The 17,104-nt window shown below is 72.1% G+C and carries 13 protein-coding genes; 6 read left to right on the top strand and 7 right to left on the bottom strand.

Annotated elements, in window-relative coordinates; all coding sequences use genetic code 11:
* Nucleotides 1-243 precede the first annotated feature (243 nt).
* Nucleotides 244-2,574, bottom strand: a complete 2,331-nt coding sequence (locus IH25_RS0111185; RefSeq protein WP_245172763.1) for a helix-turn-helix domain-containing protein — start codon at nt 2,572-2,574, stop codon at nt 244-246.
* Between the two features lie 315 nt (nt 2,575-2,889).
* Between IH25_RS0111185 and IH25_RS42800 the strand changes: the two genes are divergently transcribed.
* Together IH25_RS42800 and IH25_RS0111175 are read left to right on the top strand one after the other, a co-directional pair.
* Entirely contained in the window at nt 2,890-3,624 is a 735-nt protein-coding gene (locus IH25_RS42800) for a DUF4232 domain-containing protein (protein ID WP_030606818.1), read from the top strand.
* Between the two features lie 246 nt (nt 3,625-3,870).
* Entirely contained in the window at nt 3,871-5,400 is a 1,530-nt protein-coding gene (locus IH25_RS0111175) for a helix-turn-helix domain-containing protein (protein WP_030606815.1), read from the top strand.
* Between the two features lie 381 nt (nt 5,401-5,781).
* Here IH25_RS0111175 and IH25_RS0111170 read toward each other — a convergent pair whose 3' ends face one another.
* A complete protein-coding gene (locus tag IH25_RS0111170) occupies nt 5,782-6,387 on the bottom strand; it encodes a lytic polysaccharide monooxygenase auxiliary activity family 9 protein (RefSeq protein ID WP_030606812.1) in 606 nt (201 codons plus the stop codon).
* A 334-nt stretch (nt 6,388-6,721) separates the two neighbouring features.
* Between IH25_RS0111170 and IH25_RS0111165 the strand changes: the two genes are divergently transcribed.
* Complete coding sequence (locus IH25_RS0111165; RefSeq protein WP_037654747.1) at nt 6,722-8,104, top strand: cellulase family glycosylhydrolase; 1,383 nt, start codon at nt 6,722-6,724, stop codon at nt 8,102-8,104.
* An 81-nt stretch (nt 8,105-8,185) separates the two neighbouring features.
* On the opposite strand, the gene IH25_RS0111160 is transcribed toward IH25_RS0111165, so the two are convergent.
* Together IH25_RS0111160 and IH25_RS0111155 are read right to left on the bottom strand one after the other, a co-directional pair.
* Nucleotides 8,186-9,217 carry a LacI family DNA-binding transcriptional regulator gene (locus tag IH25_RS0111160; protein WP_030606806.1) on the bottom strand — a complete coding sequence of 344 codons (1,032 nt, stop codon included), beginning with the start codon at nt 9,215-9,217 and terminating at the stop codon, nt 8,186-8,188.
* Complete coding sequence (locus IH25_RS0111155; protein ID WP_030606802.1) at nt 9,214-11,649, bottom strand: glycoside hydrolase family 2 protein; 2,436 nt, start codon at nt 11,647-11,649, stop codon at nt 9,214-9,216. Before IH25_RS0111155 ends, IH25_RS0111160 begins: the two co-directional genes overlap by 4 nt.
* Before the next feature lie 267 nt (nt 11,650-11,916).
* On the opposite strand from IH25_RS0111155, the gene IH25_RS0111150 reads away from it, so the two are divergent.
* The 3 genes from IH25_RS0111150 (at nt 11,917) to IH25_RS0111140 (ending at nt 15,198) form a co-directional block, all read left to right on the top strand.
* On the top strand, nt 11,917-13,251 hold the full coding sequence (locus IH25_RS0111150; RefSeq protein WP_030606799.1) for an ABC transporter substrate-binding protein: 1,335 nt from the start codon (nt 11,917-11,919) through the stop codon (nt 13,249-13,251).
* Nucleotides 13,252-13,399: 148 nt separating this feature from the next.
* Complete coding sequence (locus tag IH25_RS0111145) at nt 13,400-14,359, top strand: carbohydrate ABC transporter permease (RefSeq protein WP_030606796.1); 960 nt, start codon at nt 13,400-13,402, stop codon at nt 14,357-14,359.
* Nucleotides 14,356-15,198 carry a carbohydrate ABC transporter permease gene (locus IH25_RS0111140; RefSeq protein ID WP_030606793.1) on the top strand — a complete coding sequence of 281 codons (843 nt, stop codon included), beginning with the start codon at nt 14,356-14,358 and terminating at the stop codon, nt 15,196-15,198. Before IH25_RS0111145 ends, IH25_RS0111140 begins: the two co-directional genes overlap by 4 nt.
* A 22-nt stretch (nt 15,199-15,220) precedes the next feature.
* On the opposite strand, the gene IH25_RS37475 is transcribed toward IH25_RS0111140, so the two are convergent.
* From IH25_RS37475 to IH25_RS0111125, 3 genes are read right to left on the bottom strand one after another with little or no spacing between them, the layout of a single operon-like run.
* Nucleotides 15,221-15,619 (bottom strand): hypothetical protein, encoded by a 399-nt coding sequence (locus tag IH25_RS37475; RefSeq protein WP_051753884.1) that lies wholly within the window; start codon nt 15,617-15,619, stop codon nt 15,221-15,223.
* 45 nt (nt 15,620-15,664) lie between these two features.
* Nucleotides 15,665-16,354, bottom strand: a complete 690-nt coding sequence (locus tag IH25_RS0111130) for a hypothetical protein (protein ID WP_245172762.1) — start codon at nt 16,352-16,354, stop codon at nt 15,665-15,667.
* On the bottom strand, nt 16,311-17,003 hold the full coding sequence (locus IH25_RS0111125; protein ID WP_037654744.1) for a YqjF family protein: 693 nt from the start codon (nt 17,001-17,003) through the stop codon (nt 16,311-16,313). Before IH25_RS0111125 ends, IH25_RS0111130 begins: the two co-directional genes overlap by 44 nt.
* Nucleotides 17,004-17,104: the final 101 nt, after the last annotated feature.

The raw sequence follows: 17,104 nt of genomic DNA, 5'->3' as shown, positions 1-17,104 counted from the left end.
CTCCTTCATTGATGTGCGCGTACCACCGTCAATCGTGCCGCCACGCCGGCTTGGCCGAACCAGTAAGGTCAGGCTAAGTTAGGCATGCCTTACCAGTGTGGCGACCGCGGTGCGCCTCGGCAGATATCTCGATGTCGAGATAACACTAGTACATGGGCGCGGCTGGGTCATGTCCGCACGCGCTCTCCGGTGACGAGGGCCGGGTCTTCCGGTGCGTACGCGCCCCCGCCCGGCGGCGGGACCTCAGGTGTCCGCGGCGGTCCGGTCGAGCGCGGCGAGCGCGGCGTCGGCCTCGGCCTGGCGCGGGCTCCTCAGCGCCCCCAGGGCGGCGCGGGCGGCGACCAGCGTCTCCCTGGCCTCGGGATGTCCCACGGCGCCGAGCGCCCGGCCGAGGTCGAGCCGGGCCTGTTCGGCCCAGGCCGGCATCTGCGCCGCCTCGAAGGCGGCGAGGGCCTGCCGCAGCGGCGCCTCGGCCTCCTGCCAGCGTTCCAGGGCCGCCAGATCGTTGCCGATCTGCAGCCGGGTGAACGCGTGGTACAACCCGATCAGTTCCTTGGTCCGGCCCGGAACCCCCGCGCGGCAGATCCGTTCGCTGCGCCGGTGGATGGCCAGGGCCTCGGCCGCCCGGCCGGTCCCGCGCAGCAGGGCGCCGAGGGAGTTGAGGACCGTCAGCTCGGCCAGCCGGCCCTGCGGGGACTCCTGTGCGGCGAGGCGGCGGGCCGCACGGCGCAGGCGCTCCTCGGCCTCTTCCGTACGGCCCAGCCGGCTGAGCGCGCCCGCGCCGTAGCCGAGCGCCCAGCCCTCCTGCAGCGCGTCCCCGCAGTCGCGGGCCGCCACGAGCGCGGCGTCGGCGCTCGTCAGGGCGGCGCGGGGGTCGTGGACGCAGAGGTTGTAGGCCCAGGCGAGGTAGTTGAGGTGCACCGCCTCCTCACGTCTGCTGCCCAGGGCACGGGCGGAGCCGGCGGAACGCCGGAACACCTCCACCCACTGCTCCCAGTGCTGGTTGAGGTCGGAGAACCAGTGCATCGCCTGCGCCGCGTCCAGGACCTGCCGGTGCCGGCCGGCCGCGTGGGCCCGGCGCAGCGCGGCGAGCCACTGGGCCCGCTCGGCCTCCAGCCAGGCCCGTGCCTCGTCCCGGCCGGTGGGCGCCGTGTCCGGGTCCGGGTCCGCCGCCGACCCGGACTGTTCGTGGTCGACGTCGAAGTGCAGCGCGGCGGCGGTGGCCCGGCGCAGCATCCAGTCCGCGGTCCGGTCGAGGGCGGCGTCCTTGGCCTCGGGTCCGTCCTCGGCGTCGGCCAGTTCGGCCGCGTAGAGCCTGAGCAGGTCGTGGAAGCGGTACCGCTCGGCGTCGGGGTCGCTGCGCAGCAGACCGGCGTCGGTCAGTTCCTCGGCGCGGGCGACCGCCTCGTCGTAGGGCAGGCCGGCCAGGAGCGCGCCGGTCTCCGGGCTGAAGTCCGCCCCGGCGGCCAGCGCGGCGCGGCGCAGCAGGGTCCGCGTGTCCGCGGGGAGTTGACGGTAGGAGAGCGCGAAGGCGGCGCGTACCCGCAGGCTTCCGGCCTGGAGGCCGTCCAGCCGCCGGCCCTCGGCGGCGAGGCGGGCGACGAGCTTGGCGAGGCGTTCGTGCGGACGGCTGAGGAGCCGCTGGCCGGCGATCCGGACGGCCAGCGGGAGGTGTCCGCACAGGTCGGCGAGGTCGCGGGCGGCCTGTGCCTCCGCCCGTACCCGGTCCGGGCCGATGATGCGGGTCACCAGCTCCACCGCTTCCTCGCGCCGCAGCAGGGCCAGCTCGGTGCGGTGCACGGATTCCAGCCCCGCCAGGGCGTGACGGCTGGTGACGAGGGTCAGGGAGGGGCCGGTGCCGGGCAGCAGCGGGGCTACCTGGGCCTCGTCGGCGGCGTTGTCCAGCAGCAGGAGCAGGCGCCGTTCGCCGGCCAGGGAGCGCCACAGTCCGGCCCGGTCGTCGGTGCCGGCCGGCAGCGTGGCGTCGGGAACCCCCAGCGCGCCCAGCAGCCGGGCCAGCGCGTCCCGGGGGGTGGTCGGCTCCGGGTCCATGCCGTGCAGGTCCAGGGCGAACTGCCCGTCGGGGAAGTGCGGGGCCAGGCGGTGCGCGGCGTGCACCGCGAACGCGGTCTTGCCCAGGCCGGGCTGCCCGGCGATCACGCTGACCGCCGGCCGGCCCTCGGCGGTGTCCCGCGCCAGGTCCAGCAGCCGGGCGAGGGCCGGGCCGCGCGCGGTGAAGTCCCGGATGTCGCGCGGCAGGGCCAGCGGGCCGGGACCGGCCGGGCCGACGGCCGCCCGGGGGCGCGGACGGCCGAGGGCGGCGGACTCCTCCAGCCCCGCCGCCTCGTCGTCGTCCAGCCCCAGCGCTTCGGCCAGCGCCCGCACGGTACGGCGCTGCGGCCCCCGGGTACGCCCGCGTTCCATGTCCGCCAGCGCCCTGACACTCACCTGCGCGGCGTGCGAGAGGGCCTCCTGGCTCAGTCCGGCTCGGGCCCGCAGATGACGCAGCCGCTGCCCGAAGTCCCCGGTGGACGACGTGCCGTGGTCCTCGCTGGATGGCGTGCCGTCGCGCACCGTGAATGTCCCCGATCGTCCGGCTCGTCCGGTCGCGAGCGCCCGGCAGAAGTATGGCCGACGGTACTTCTGCCGGGGGAACCGCATGGGCGACGGAGACCGGAAGTGATCGACTGAAGGCCGACGCGGAACGGGCGGCACTTCCGGGGCGCACGCGCTCCCGGCCGGCCCGGACCACCCGCCGTCGACGGAACACAGCGAACCGGTTGGCGGAAACACAGCGAACCGGTTGGCGGAGACACCGCACACCACCGGCAGCACGACCTCGGCCGACGGCACCGCGCCGCGGCCCCGCACACTCCAGGGGGAACCTCCATGAACATTCCGCGTCACCGCTCCGCGCTGCTCGCCGTCGCGGGCACGGCTCTCGTCCTCTCCCTCACCGCCTGCCAGAGCGACGGGGACAGCGCGTCCTCGGCCACTCCCGAGGCCACCGTGGCGGCGACCGCGGTGTCCGCCCAGCCGGCCGGCGGCAAGGGCACCGGCGCGTCCGGGGCGACGGGTCCGGCCGAGGCGGCGCGCTCGACGGGATCGAAGGACTCCGCGGGCTCGACCGGCTCGACCGGTTCCAGCGGCTCTTCCGGTACCACGGGTACCACCGGCTCCACCGGTGAGCGAGCCTCCGCCTCCGCCCCGCTCTGCACCGCGGGGGACGTCACCGTCCGCGCCGCCACGCAGGACGGCCCGCCCTACACCCACCTCGTCCTCACGGCGAGGAACACCTCCCACCACGCCTGCCGGCTGACGGGCTTCCCGCACATCCAGTTCCTGGAGAGCCACAAGCAGGACGTTCCGGCCGTCGGCAAGAGCAAGCCGGCCACACCGGTCGTGCTCACGGCGGGAGCCCCGGCCTACGCCCCGGTGAAGCTGTCGGACGGCGGAATCGACGAGGACACCGAGCCCGTGTCGGCGTTCTCCGTCATGCTGGAGGGCGACCCCACGGTCATCGCCGTGACCGCGCCCGGCAGCGAAGGCATCGCCGTCGACCCGGCCAAGGCGCTCACCGGCTACTGGACCCCCGAACTGCGCAACGGCGCGGACGATTTCTGAGCCTGACACCGACGTTCGCCCTTCGCCACGAGAGCTCACGAAAGCTCACGAGAGATACGGCACACGGCCGGCCCTCGCGGCGGAGGGCGAGCGCCCACCACCCCTGCGTACGGGCTCGCGTACGGGCGCTCCCCGCTCGGCGTGGCGGCGTCCCGTACGGCCGACCGGCTGACGAATCGTCACTTCCGTCACCCGAACGGACCCCCTTGGCGAGCGCCATCTCATATCTGAGATAGCCTCAAGGTCATGTCAGACGACTACCTCGTACGCATCGGCAAGCTCATCCGTGACGCCCGGCAGCACCGGGGCTGGACGCAGACGCAGCTCGCGGAGGCGCTCGGCACCAGCCAGAGCGCGGTCAACCGCATCGAGCGCGGCAACCAGAACATCAGCCTTGAGATGATCGCCCGAATCGGTGAAGCCCTGGACAGCGAGATCGTGTCCCTGGGTTACGCGGGTCCGATGCATCTGCGCGTGGTCGGCGGTCGCCGTCTGTCCGGCGCCATCGACGTCAAGACCAGCAAGAACGCGTGTGTGGCCCTGCTGTGCGCCTCGCTGCTGAACAAGGGACGCACGGTGCTGCGCCGGGTGGCGCGCATCGAGGAGGTGTACCGCCTGCTGGAGGTACTGAACTCCATCGGCGTGCGGACCCGCTGGATCAACGACGGCGTCGACCTGGAGATCGTCCCGCCCGCCGAGCTGGAGATGGCGGCGATCGACGCGGAGGCCGCCGTGCGCACCCGCTCGATCATCATGTTCTTCGGCCCGCTGCTGCACCGCATGGACCGCTTCAAGCTGCCGTACGCCGGCGGCTGCGACCTGGGCACGCGGACCATCGAGCCGCACATGATCGCGCTGCGCCGGTTCGGTCTGGACATCGCGGCCACCGAGGGCCAGTACCACGCGCAGGTGGACCGCTCGGTCCGCCCGGACCGGCCGATCGTGCTGACCGAGCGCGGCGACACCGTGACCGAGAACGCGCTGCTGGCCGCCGCCCGGCACGACGGTGTCACGGTCATCCGCAACGCCTCCTCCAACTACATGGTCCAGGACCTGTGCTTCTTCCTGGAGGCGCTGGGCGTGAAGGTGGAGGGCATCGGCACCACCACGCTCACCGTGCACGGTGTGCCGAACATCGACGTCGACGTCGACTACTCCCCCTCCGAGGACCCGGTCGAGGCGATGAGCCTGCTGGCCGCCGCCGTGGTCACCGAGTCGGAGCTGACGGTGCGCCGGGTCCCGATCGAGTTCCTGGAGATCGAGCTGGCGGTCCTGGAGGAGATGGGGCTCGACCACGACCGCAGCCCCGAGTACTGCGCGGACAACGGCCGTACCCGCCTGGTCGACCTCACGGTCCGCCCCTCCAAGCTGGAGGCGCCGATCGACAAGATCCACCCCATGCCGTTCCCCGGCCTGAACATCGACAACGTCCCGTTCTTCGCGGCCATCGCGGCCACCGCGCAGGGCAAGACCCTCATCCACGACTGGGTCTACGACAACCGCGCCATCTACCTGACCGACCTCAACCGCCTCGGCGGCCGGCTCCAGCTGCTGGACCCGCACCGGGTCCTGGTCGAGGGCCCGACCCGCTGGCGCGCGGCCGAGATGATGTGCCCGCCGGCCCTGCGCCCGGCGGTGGTCGTCCTGCTGGCGATGATGGCGGCGGAGGGCACGTCCGTGCTCCGCAACGTCTACGTCATCAACCGCGGTTACGAGGACCTGGCCGAGCGCCTGAACTCGATCGGGGCGCAGATCGAGATCTTCCGCGACATCTGAGACACCGCTGCGGGTGGCCTGCCGCGTCGGCGTGCCAGGTGCGACTGTGGACCAGGTCCGCGCCGGGCGAGTCGGCCGCGATCCGTACGTCGCTGCGCAGGGACCGCAGCGCGGGGCTGGCGTGCCGCGGGGTGTCCGGCACCCCGTACCCCGTGGCGTGCGGCTCGGTGACCGGGTTTCCGGACGCCCGGACCCGCACCTCCGCGAAGCGGCGCGACGCGCGGGTGAGTTCCGCCGCGTGGACACCCGGTCCCCAGACGTACGTCGGTGATCACCGGCCCCGCTCCCCGCCCGGACCTCCGTCGAGAGGCCAGGCAAGGAGCGGGGTTTTCGGCGTGGTCGGTCCGGGGCTTCGCGCCCCGGACGGGAGCCGGAGGTCCGTCAGAACGTCACGTCCGAGCAGGCGTAGAACGCGTTGCCCGTGTCGGCGATGGTCCAGACGCCGAGGATGACGTGGTGGCCGCTCAGCCCGGTCGGCAGGGTGCCGCTGTGGCTGAGGGTGGCCGGCGGCTGCTTGCCGCCGTACGGGACCGTCAGGAACGGCGTCGTGTTCAGGTCGGCGCGGGTCAGGGCGTGGCCCTGGTTCCAGCCCTGCCTGGTGACGTAGTACCGGAAGTCGGTCGTCGCGTGCCGGGCCTCGAACTGCCAGCGGAAGGTGTAGCTCTGACCACCGGTGACCTTGGTGGTGGGCCACTCCGCGCCCCTGGGGGTGCGGGCGCCGTCGAGCTGGCCGAACCGGGTCTCGCCGCCGGAGCAGAGCTGCCCGTCGGCCGGTCCGCCCGCCGGGAAGCCCTTGGGGCCCTCGACGCTCTGCGGCTCCCACTGGATCTCGCCGCAGCCCCGTACCGTGCCGTCGGCGCAGAGCAGTTGCCTGCTGATGGGGAGGTCGGTGTAGCCGTGACCGCTGGCGCCGCCGGTGGACAGTACGAAGGCGCCGGCGGTGGCGAGGCCTAATACGGCCGCGTACAACTTGCCCTTGGTGCGCATGGAGCCGCTCCTCGAAGGGTGTGGGGAGTTGATCGAGCCGAACCGTGCGTTGGTCTAGACCAAGGATCAGGCTAGGGCGACCGCCGGGACATGTCCATACCAATGCCGTCGCCCGAGTCGCCGGGGGCCGCCCTCCCGCGCCCCTCCCGGAGGCTCGCCCGGCGGTACGTCAACTGAACTCCAACTAAACTTAACCGGTTTCGTTCGCATGGTTGTCTCTCTCAATTTCTGCCCCTAGCCTCGCCGCGGTACGACATTCGGCCAACGGAATTCCGGACCGGTTCGCGCACGACCTCGCGTACCGGCCGTACGCGCCACCATTTGGGGAGCAGAGATGAGAAAGAGACTGGCCACCGCGGCGGGAGCGCTGCTGGCCTTCGCCGCCTCGCTACTGGCCGCACCGTCCGCCGCGCAGGCACAGCCGCAGACGCGCGCGCAGGCACCCTCGCCGGCGCCGGCCGGGGCGCAGGCGGCCCCGGGGTTCCACGTCGCCGGGGGCCGGCTGCTGGACGCGAACGGCGAGGACTTCGTCCTGCGGGGCGTCAACCACGCGCACGCCTGGTACCCCACCAGGACGGCGCAGGCGCTGAAGGACATCAAGGCCCTCGGTGCCAACTCGGTGCGCGTGGTGCTCGCCACGGGTGACCGGTGGACGAAGAACGACACCGCGGACGTCGCCGCCGTCGTCGCGCAGTGCAAGCAGAACCGGCTCGTCTGCGTCCTGGAGGCCCACGACACCACCGGCTACGGCGAGCAGGCCGGGGCGACCACCCTCGCCCGCGCCGTCGACTACTGGATCGGCGTCAAGAGCGCGGTGCAGGGCCAGGAGAAGTACGTCATCCTCAACATCGGGAACGAGCCGTACGGCAACTCCGGCTACGCGGCGTGGACTTCCGACACCGCGAGCGCCCTCGCCCGGATGCGGGCGGCCGGGTTCCGGCACACGCTCATGGTGGACGCCCCGAACTGGGGCCAGGACTGGTCCTTCACCATGCGCGACCACGCCGCCGAGGTATTCGCCGCGGATCCCGAGCGCAACACCGTGTTCTCGATCCACATGTACGGCGTCTTCAACACCGCCGACAAGGTCAGAAGCTACCTTGACCGGTTCATCTCGCAGCGGCTTCCCATCGTCGTCGGGGAATTCGGCGGCATGCACTCGGACGGCGATCCGGACGAGGACGCCATCATGTCCAGCGCGCGGCAGCTCGGTGTGGGCTACCTCGGCTGGTCCTGGAGCGGCAACGGCGGCGGTGTCGAGTACCTGGACATGGCCACCGGCTTCGACGCCGCGCGCCTCACCGCCTGGGGGCAGCGCGTCTTCTCCGGCGCCGACGGCATCAAGCAGACGGCGAAGGAGGCCGGGATCTTCGGGGACGGCGGCACCACCCCCGCGCCCGCGGGCTGCTCGGTCGACTACCGGCTCAGCGACTGGGGCACCTCGTTCAACGCGGACGTCACGATCCGCAACACCGGCACGACGGCCGTCAAGGGCTGGCAGCTCGCCTTCGCCTTCCCCGGGAACCAGAAGCTCGGCTCGGTCTGGAACGCCAAGGCCGTCCAGCAGGGCAGCGAGGTGAAGGCCACCCACGAGACCTGGACGGAGACGATCCCGGCCGGCGGCTCCGTGAGCTTCGGCTTCAACGGCTCCTCCAGCGGCTCCAACGGCGTCCCGGCCGCCTTCAGTCTCAACGGCGCCGCCTGCGCGAAGGGCTGACCCGGCGTCCCGGCCACCCTGCGTACGGAAGGGCCGCGTCCCCAGTGGACGCGGCCCTTCCGTACGCGCGGTGGCCCCGGCCTACACCCCCGGCGCCGGTGCCGTGGAGCCGCGTGGCGTCAGCGACGGGGTCGGCACCTGGTGGCCGCCGGTGTGCACGCCGTTGAGCACGTCGAAGAGCACGCGCGCCACCTCTGCGCCGAAGTGGTGCACGTCGTGGCTCATGGCCGACAGGGTCGGATGGGTGATCCGGCACAGCTGCGAGTCGTCCCACGCCAGCAGCGACAAGTCGTCGGGGACGGTGAAGCCCATCTCCGCGGCGACGCCCGCCCCCGCGACCGCCATGATGTCGTTGTCGTAGACGATCGCGGTCGGCCGGTCGGCGGCGAGCAGCAGGGTGCGGGTGGCCCGGGCACCCTCCTTCTCGTCGAAGCCGGTGGCGATCTGCCGCGCCTCCTCCAGGCCCAGTTCCCGGACGGTGTCGGCGAAGGCACGGGTGCGGATGGCGCTGTGTCCCAGGTCGGCCGGGCCGCCGACCCGGGCGATGCGCCGGTGACCCAGGGCCGCCAGATAGCGGACGGCCTCGGCGGTCGCCGACGCGTCGTCCGTCCACACCGCCGGGAACGTGCCGGTGAGACGGGGATGGCCGACGGCGACCGCCGGCATGCCGAGCCGGTGCAGGGCCGGCACCCGGGGATCGTCCTCGCGGAAGTCCACCAGGATCGCGCCGGCGATCATCCGGCCGCGCCACCACTCCTGGTAGAGCGCGATCTCCTCGTCCAGATCCCGCACCAGCCGCAGCAGCAGGGAGCAGGACCGCTCCGCCAGGACGCTCTCGATGCCCGAGATGAAGTCCATGTAGAACGGCTCCAGGCCGAGCAGCCGGGCGGGCCGGCACAGGGCCAGCCCGACGATGTCGACCCGCTGGCTGGACAGGCTGCGCGCGGTGGCGCTGGGGGCCCAGCCCAGCTCCCGGGCCACCGCGAAGATCCGTTCCCGGGTGGCCTCGGAGACGCCGGGCTTGTGGTTGAAGGCGAGCGAGACCGCCCCCTTGGACACCCCGGCCCGCGCCGCGACGTCCTTGATGGTGACGCGTTCTCCGGTACCGCTCACCCGAGGTCCACGCAGAACAGGGCGGCCTCCACGGCGGCCACGGTGACCTGGCCGCAGCCCTCGACCCGGATCCGGGTGCGCTCACCGGGCAGCAGGGTCTGCCGGCCGCGGTCGCAGACGGCGGCCGGGTTCAGCCGGTCGGGCTGGAGCAGAAGGTCTCTGACGAGGGTCTGGGCGCTCACCACGACGTCGACTCTATCCCCCGGCCCGGGCACGGGCTCCAGCGTGACCTCGTACCGGGGGCTGGGGTAGGCGAAGTCCTTGTCGGGGACGGGGAAGTGCAGGGCGCGCAGCCCTTCGCCGCTCTCGGCCCCGTCCGCACGGGGTGCCGCGGGGGCGTCCGCGACGAGGAACTCCTTGCCGGTCCGCGCATCCGGTACGAGGTGCTCGGGGACCGGGATCCGGGCGACGGAACGGGGCTCCGCCACCGGCTCGACCACGGCTTCGGCGAGCGTGGTGCCGTCGGCCCGGACCCGGCGCAGGGTCACCGCCGGCCGCCAGGGCGTGGCGGCCTGGTTGACCGCGGCGAGCACCGGGCCGTCGGGGTCCGGGCACAGGGTGAGCAGCCGGTCGGCGTAGACGCGGCGCAGCTCGTGGTAGAGCGGCTTGGGGCGGCCGTCGCCGTCGATGGCGGCCCAGGAGGTCACCGGCCAGCAGTCGTTGAGCTGCCAGACAACCGTGCCGGCGCACACCGGCCAGTGGGAGCGCCAGTGTTCGATGCCGGCGGCGACGGCACGGGCCTGCACGAGCTGGGTCAGATAGTGCCAGCGGTCGAAGTCGCCCTCGGGCAGCGGGAAGTGGCGGGCGACGCCGCGGTTCAGCTTGCCGTTGCCGTCCTCGGCCTTCTGGTGGTGCAGCATGCCCGGGGAGTCGGGCCCGAGCGGCTCGCCGGGCAGCGCGCGGCGCAGGGTGGCCAGGGCCGGCGGTGCCTGCCAGCCGAACTCGGCGACGAAGCGGGGCACGCTCGCCCGGTACTCGGCGTAGTCCTGGCGGTTCCACACCTCCCAGGAGTGGTGGGTGCCGTGGGCGGGGTCGTTGGGGTGGTGGTCCCAGGAGCCGGACCAGGGGCTGCCCGCGGCGTAGGGGCGGGTGGGGTCGAGTTCGGCGACGATACGGGGCAGCAGGCCCAGGTAGTAGCCCTCGCCCCAGGAGTTTCCGGCGAGCGGGCCCTCCCAGTCCCAGTCGCGGAAGCCCCACAGGTTCTCGTTGTTGCCGTTCCACAGCACCAGCGAGGGGTGCGGCATCAGCCGGACAACGTTGTCGCGTGCCTCGGCCTCGATCTCCCCGCGCAGCGGCTGTTCCTCCGGGTAGGCGGCGCAGGCGAAGAGGAAGTCCTGCCAGACCATCAGGCCGAGTTCGTCGCAGGCGTCGTAGAAGGCGTGGTCCTCGTAGATGCCGCCGCCCCAGATCCGGACCAGGTCGACTCCCGCGTCCGCGGCCTGGGTGAGGCGGGTGCGGTAGCGCTCGGGAGTGATCCGGGAGGGGAAGGCGTCGTCGGGGATCCAGTTGACGCCCCGGGCGAAGACCCGTACGCCGTTGACGACCAGGGTGAAGCCGGTGCCGTGCGCGTCGGCGGAGCGGTCCAGCTCGATCGTGCGGAAGCCGATCCGGCGGTGCCAGGTGTCGAGCGGGCCGCTGTCGTCGCTCAGGGTGAGGTCCAGGTCGTACAGGGGCTGTTCGCCGTAGCCGCGCGGCCACCACAGGCGCGGGTCGGGGACCTCCAGGACGAGGACCGCCTCGTCGCCGGTCAGTTCGGCCTCGGCCCGGACGCCGGCCGCCTGGGCCGTGACGCGCAGGCGCCGCTTTCGCCCCCGCTCGGTGCGCTCGGCGCGCAGCCGTACCTCGACGCGGCCGGTGCCCTCGGCCACGGTGACCAGGGGCCGCACCTCGGCCAGGCGGGCGGTGGACCAGTGCTCCAGCCGGACCGGCCGCCAGATGCCCGCGGTCACCAGGGTGGGTCCCCAGTCCCAGCCGAAGTTGCACGCCATCTTCCGGATGTACTGGAAGGGTTCGGGATAGACGTTGGGCCGCTCCCCCGTCACCGCGCGGACGGCCGCCGCCTCGTCGTAGGCGGAGGCGAAGCGGACCTGAAGTTCGCCGGTGCGTCCGGTGACGTCGAAGCGGTAGGTGCGGTGCATGTTGCGGGTGGTGCCCAGGGGGCGGCCCGCGAGGGTGAGGGAGGCGGCCGTGTCGAGGCCGTCGAAGACCAGGTCGGTGCGCTCGTGGCCGCTGTCGTGGGTGAGCTCGCGGACATAGGTCCAGGCGCGGCGGCCCACCCAGGCGACGTCCGTCTCGTTGCGGGCGAGGAAGGGGTCCTCGATGGCCCCGGCGGCGAGGAGATCGGTGTGGACGCAACCGGGCACCCGGGCTTCCAGCAGTTCCTCCCCGTGGCGCAGGCTCCAGCCCTCGGTGAGCTGGGTGACGTCCTTCATGGTGCGGCTCCAATCGCCTGACTCAGGCCGGTGGACGGGCAACGGCGCACAACCTAACGCGCGGACCGGGCGCTGTCTATAAACCGGTCTAGCTACGGGACCGTAATGGGTCGCGACGGAAACCGCACGTCAGCGCCTCACCCCGCAATGGTCGGTAACGATTGCGCATCGCGGTGGAAATTACAGCTTTACCGGTTAACAGGGGGCTGACATAGTGCCGACATCCCACTCGCAGAGCTGAGCCGCAATCCTGGAGGAGCTGGGCACATGGGGAAGAACACGACGTTCGCGGGGCGTCGGTGGCGCGGTGGGCTGCTGGCCGCCGCGGTGCTGACCGTCGCGGGATGCAGCGGCGGGGGCACGGTCTCCGGTGAGACGGCGAAGGCACCGGCCGACCCGGCCGACGCCTCGGGCACGATCAAGGTCCTCACCCACCGCACCGACCTCGTCCAGAACGGGACGATGGACCGGTACGCCGAGGAGTTCCGCAAGGTCTACCCCAAGGTGAAGGTGAAGTTCGAGGCCCTCACCGACTACGAGGGGGAGGTCAAGATCCGGATGAACACCGACGACTACGGTGACGTCCTGATGATCCCGGCCGCCGTGGCCAAGAACGACTACCCGAAGTTCTTCGCCCCGCTGGGCACCGCCGCCGAACTGGGCGGCACCTACCGGTTCAGCGACAAGACCGAGGTCGGCGGCAAGGTCTACGGCATCGCCCAGTTCGGCACGGCCAACGGCTTCCTCTACAACAAGGCCGTCTGGAAGAAGGCCGGCATCCGCGCCTGGCCGGCCACCCCGGACGAGTTCCTGGCCGACCTGAAGGCCGTCAAGGCGAAGACGGACGCCGTGCCGTACTACACGAACTTCAAGGACGGCTGGCCGCTGACCGCCTGGAGCAACAGCATCGGCTCCGTCACCTGCGACGCCAAGGCCATGGACAAGCTCGCCGGCGCCGTCTCGCCCTGGCGCGAGGGCGGCGAGCTGCACACGATCGACTCCCTGCTCTACGACATCGTCAAGGGCGGCCTGTCGGAGAAGGATCCCAACACCACCAACTGGGAAGCCTCCAAGGGCATGATCGCCCAGGGCAGGATCGCCACCATGCAGCTGGGTTCCTGGGCCATCACCCAGATGCGCGACGCGGCGAAGAAGGCCGGCGCCGACCCCGACGACATCGGCTTCATGCCGTTCCCCGTGCGGAAGGACGGCACGTACTGCGCCGTGCTCGCCTCCGACTACCAGCAGGCCGTCAACGCCCACTCGTCGCACAAGGCGGCGGCCCGCGCCTGGATCGACTGGTTCACCCAGAAGTCCGGCTACGCGGCCACGGAAGGCGCCGTCCCGGCCCTGAAGTCCGCCGCGATGCCGGGCACGCTGAAGGACTTTGTTGACAACGATGTCACCTTCCAGGAGCGTTCCGAGGCGAAGACCGGTGAGGTCAACGCGATCGACAACGCGGCCGAGATCGGGCTGAACAAGCCCGACTACCGCCAGAAGCTGGTCGACCTCGCCCGCGGCGCGCAGCACGGCAGCCTCGACGACTACTTCGCGGACCTGGACAAGCGCTGGAACGAGGCGGCGGGGACCGCCGGGTCCTGAACGGCGCGGGCCCTGAACAGCGCGGGCCCTGAAGACACCGCGGGCCCCGAACGGCACCGGCGCCTTGGCGCGACCCGTGCCGGACGGGGCCCCCGCCGCCGTACCACCCGCGAAGACGGAAGGCCGAGATGGAAGACGGAAGGCCGAGATGACCGAGACGACCCGTACGGCACCCGCCAAGGTGCCCCGCGCCTCCGCGGCACGCGGCGGCGCGCCCACGCCGGACGGCGGCCGCCGGGGCGGCCGGATGCTGCGCCGGCTGACTCCCTGGCTGTTCCTGGCCGTTCCCCTGGCCCTGCTGGTGACGTTCACCTATGTGCCGGTCGGGAACATGATCTACTACAGCTTCACCGACTGGGACGGCGTCAGTCCCGACCGCCACTTCACCGGCGTCGACAACTACGAGCAGATCTTCACCCGGCCCGAGCTGTTCCGGGTGTTCTTCGTCAGCTTCTACTACCTCGCCGCCTCGGCCGTGCAGATCGTGATCGCCCTGTACTTCGCGACCGTGCTCAGCTTCGATCTGCGCCTGCGCAACCTGTTCAAGGGGATCCTGTTCTTCCCCTACCTGGTCAACGGCGTGGCCATCGGCTTCGTCTTCCTGTACTTCTTCCAGGACGGCGGCACGCTGGACTCGGTGCTGTCCTGGTTCGGCGCCGGCTCCGACCACGCCTGGCTCGGCGACCCCGAGTCGGCGAACACCTCCCTGGCGGGGGTGTCCGTCTGGCGGTTCACCGGGCTGAACTTCGTGCTGTTCCTGGGCGCGATCCAGTCGATCCCGGCGGAACTGTACGAGGCCGCCCAGCTCGACGGGGCCTCGCGCTGGCAGCAGTTCCGGCACATCATCGCCCCGAGCATCCGGCCGGTGGTCAGCCTGAGCGTCATCCTGGCGGTCTCCGGCTCGCTGTCGGTGTTCGAGATCCCCTACATCATGACCGGCGGCGCGACCGGCACGACGACGTTCGTCATCCAGACGGTCAAGCTCGCCTTCCAGTTCAACAAGACCGGTCTGGCCTCGGCCGCCGCCGTCGTCCTGCTCCTGATCATCCTGCTGATCACCTGGATCCAGCGCCGCCTCGTGCCCGACGAGAAGGTGGACCTCGTATGACCACGCCCCTGCCCGCCCGCCGCCGGATCGGCCCCGCGCTGACCTACCTGTCGCTGATCGTCGCCTCGTTGGTGGTGCTGGTCCCGCTCGCCGTCGTCTTCCTGACCTCCCTGAAGACCTCCGAGGAGGTCGCGGACGGCGGTGCGCTGTCGCTGCCGGGCGACTGGCTGAACTTCGGCAACTACGTGACGGCGTTCAACGACGGCAAGATGCTGTCCGCCTTCGTCAACACGGCCGTCATCCTGCTGTTCTCCATCACCGGTACGGTGCTCATCGGGTCGATGACCGCGTACGCCATCGACCGCTTCCACTTCCGGCTGAAGAAGCCGGTGATGGCGCTGTTCCTGATCGCCACCCTGGTGCCCGGGGTCACCACCCAGGTCGCGACCTTCCAAGTGGTCAACAGCTTCGGGCTGTTCAACACCATCTGGGCGCCAGTCCTGCTCTACATGGGCACGGACATCGTCTCGATCTACATCTTCCTGCAGTTCATCCGCGGCATCCCGGTGTCGCTGGACGAGGCCGCGCGCCTGGACGGGGCCAACTCCCTCACCATCTACTGGAAGATCATCCTGCCCCTGCTGAAACCGGCGATCGCCACGGTCGTCATCATCAAGGGGATCACCGTGTACAACGACTTCTACATCCCCTTCCTGTACATGCCGTCCGAGGACCTCGGCACCATCTCCACCGCCCTGTTCCGCTTCAAGGGCCCGTTCGGCGCGCACTGGGAGAACATCTCGGCCGGCACGATCCTCGTCATCGTGCCGACCCTCGTCGTCTTCCTGTTCCTCCAGCGCTACATCTACAACGGCTTCGCCCAGGGCGCGACGAAGTGACCGGGTCCCGGCCCGGGAGGGCTCACCGGCCGGGCTGTGCCGTGCGGCGGGGTTCCGTCGGCGTGCGCAGCCAGCCGGTGATCCACCCCGTCTGCATCGCGGCGTCGAGGAGGTAGGTCGGGCGGATGCGTCCCCGGGGCACGTAGACGAGGTCGACGGCCAGCAGGGTCAGCGCCGTGCCCAGGCCGATGCGGCGGGCGTGGGCCGGGCCGCCGGGGCCGGCCGCCGCCGCCAGCTGGGCGAGGCCACAGGAGGCCAGCAGGCCGCCCGTCGTCATCTGGAGCCACGCATCGGTCTTCGGCCCGAAGACCCACTCGAAGCTGTGCGGGTGCACCAGCGGCCACAGCCCGCCCACCACGTTGAAGGCGCCGTGCGCCACCGCCATACCGCGCCCGGGCTCCAGATCCGGTGTCCTGTCCATGTGAGCCTCCCTCCGCGCCGGGTGGGCGGGTACCGCGGCCTGCGCTCACCCGGCCCCCAGCCGCACCGTCGTGATGACCCGGGTGAGCGACGGCCGTCTCGGCACCGAGCCGAAACCGAAGCGGACGGGCGGATCGACCGGGGCGAGGGCGCCGAGGCCGGTGCCGTCGAAGGACGCGGTGAGGGCGCGGACCGCGCGCAGGTCCCGCGCGCCGTACCACTCGCGGCGGCCCGCCCCGGCGCTGCCCCGGGTGCGGACGCCGGGCAGCAGCAGCCGGGCCGGGCCGTCGATGAGCGCGCTCCACGCGGGGCGGCGGGCGAGCGCGGCGGGCACGGCGCGCAGCAGCAGGCCCAGCGGCCCGCGCCGGCCGGTGACGAAGCGCAGCCGCAGCGGCCCCGCGGCGACGGTCCAGGCGCCGTCCGCCACCCCGACCCGCACCGGTACGACGCGTACGGTGTCGAAGACATAGGTGCCGGCGATGAAGCCGGCCGTCTCCCGGGTGGGCGCGAGCAGCAGCCGTTCGCCGTCCGGGTGCTCCAGCATCACGTCGCTGAACGGGCCGAACGGCGACCGCTGCCAGTGGCCGAGCACGATCCGGGTGCCGGAGGTCGTGCCCAGGCCCGCGATCCAGCCCTCGAAGCGGAGCGTCCGCCGGCGCCGGGCGGCTTCCCCGGCACCGGTTCGCGCGGGCTCAGGGCGTCCGCGAGCAGGGCACCGGGACGCCCATCCGGACATGCCTGACTCCGTCCGAGAAGTGCACGACGGGCTCGCCGGCGGGGGCCGGCAGACCCGCCTCGGCGGTGAGGGTCTCCTCCAGTTCCTCGACGGCGGCGCCGGCCAGCGGCCAGGGCTCGTGTGCCACGGGCGTCTCCCACAGCAGGCCGGGACTCCGGGTGTACGCGCGCCAGCGGGAGGTCAGCCAGACGTCCCGCGCGGTGGGCCGTTCGACGCGGGCGCCGGGGCGGACGGCCAGGCGGTAGGAGGCGCGGCCCCGCCGTCTGCGGCCGGAGTAGCGGACGGTCTCCCCGCTCCGGGTGACCTCCAGGACACCGGGGTGGTACGGGGCGCCGATCGCCCGCGCCCCCAGCATGACCGGGCAGGCAACCTCCAGGGAGAAGAACCACAGCCCGTCCCGGCCGTTCGGGTGCCGGACGTAGGTCCGCAGGTTGGTCTCCGCGAAGGTGGGGAGTCCGGGCAGCGCGGACGGTACGCCGGGCGGGCGTACGTCCGTCATCACGAACGGGGTGAACCCCACCCAGGCGCTGCCGCCGTACTCCTCCACCACCAACGGCTGCGGCACCAGCGCCCGCACGGCCTCGGCCGGGTACGCCCAGTGGACGAACGTCTGCGTCATCCAGCCCGCGCACAGCGCGGGCAGCCGCACCCGATGTTCCGCTCCGTACGCCGCCACAGGGCACGGGTCCCCTCGCCGACGCGGCGGAAACGGAACGGGGCGGGCCGGACACGGCCGGGACGAACAGCCCA

Source organism: Streptomyces achromogenes subsp. achromogenes, from assembly GCF_000720835.1.
Classification (GTDB): Bacteria; Actinomycetota; Actinomycetes; order Streptomycetales; family Streptomycetaceae; genus Streptomyces; species Streptomyces achromogenes.
The sequence above is the reverse complement of the archived record's forward strand: the minus strand, read 5'-3'. Positions and strand labels throughout refer to the sequence as shown.

Excerpts from the sequence above, each read along its gene's own strand:
- IH25_RS0111175 (WP_030606815.1), top strand. The coding sequence starts at position 3,871 with ATGTCAGACGACTACCTCGTACGCATCGGCAAGCTCATCCGTGACGCC.
- IH25_RS0111150 (WP_030606799.1), top strand. The coding sequence starts at position 11,917 with ATGGGGAAGAACACGACGTTCGCGGGGCGTCGGTGGCGCGGTGGGCTG.
- IH25_RS0111130 (WP_245172762.1), bottom strand. The coding sequence starts at position 16,354 with ATGTCCGGATGGGCGTCCCGGTGCCCTGCTCGCGGACGCCCTGAGCCC.
- IH25_RS0111165 (WP_037654747.1), top strand. The coding sequence starts at position 6,722 with ATGAGAAAGAGACTGGCCACCGCGGCGGGAGCGCTGCTGGCCTTCGCC.
- IH25_RS0111140 (WP_030606793.1), top strand. The coding sequence starts at position 14,356 with ATGACCACGCCCCTGCCCGCCCGCCGCCGGATCGGCCCCGCGCTGACC.
- IH25_RS37475 (WP_051753884.1), bottom strand. The coding sequence starts at position 15,619 with ATGGACAGGACACCGGATCTGGAGCCCGGGCGCGGTATGGCGGTGGCG.
- IH25_RS0111170 (WP_030606812.1), bottom strand. The coding sequence starts at position 6,387 with ATGCGCACCAAGGGCAAGTTGTACGCGGCCGTATTAGGCCTCGCCACC.
- IH25_RS0111145 (WP_030606796.1), top strand. The coding sequence starts at position 13,400 with ATGACCGAGACGACCCGTACGGCACCCGCCAAGGTGCCCCGCGCCTCC.
- IH25_RS0111155 (WP_030606802.1), bottom strand. The coding sequence starts at position 11,649 with ATGAAGGACGTCACCCAGCTCACCGAGGGCTGGAGCCTGCGCCACGGG.
- IH25_RS42800 (WP_030606818.1), top strand. The coding sequence starts at position 2,890 with ATGAACATTCCGCGTCACCGCTCCGCGCTGCTCGCCGTCGCGGGCACG.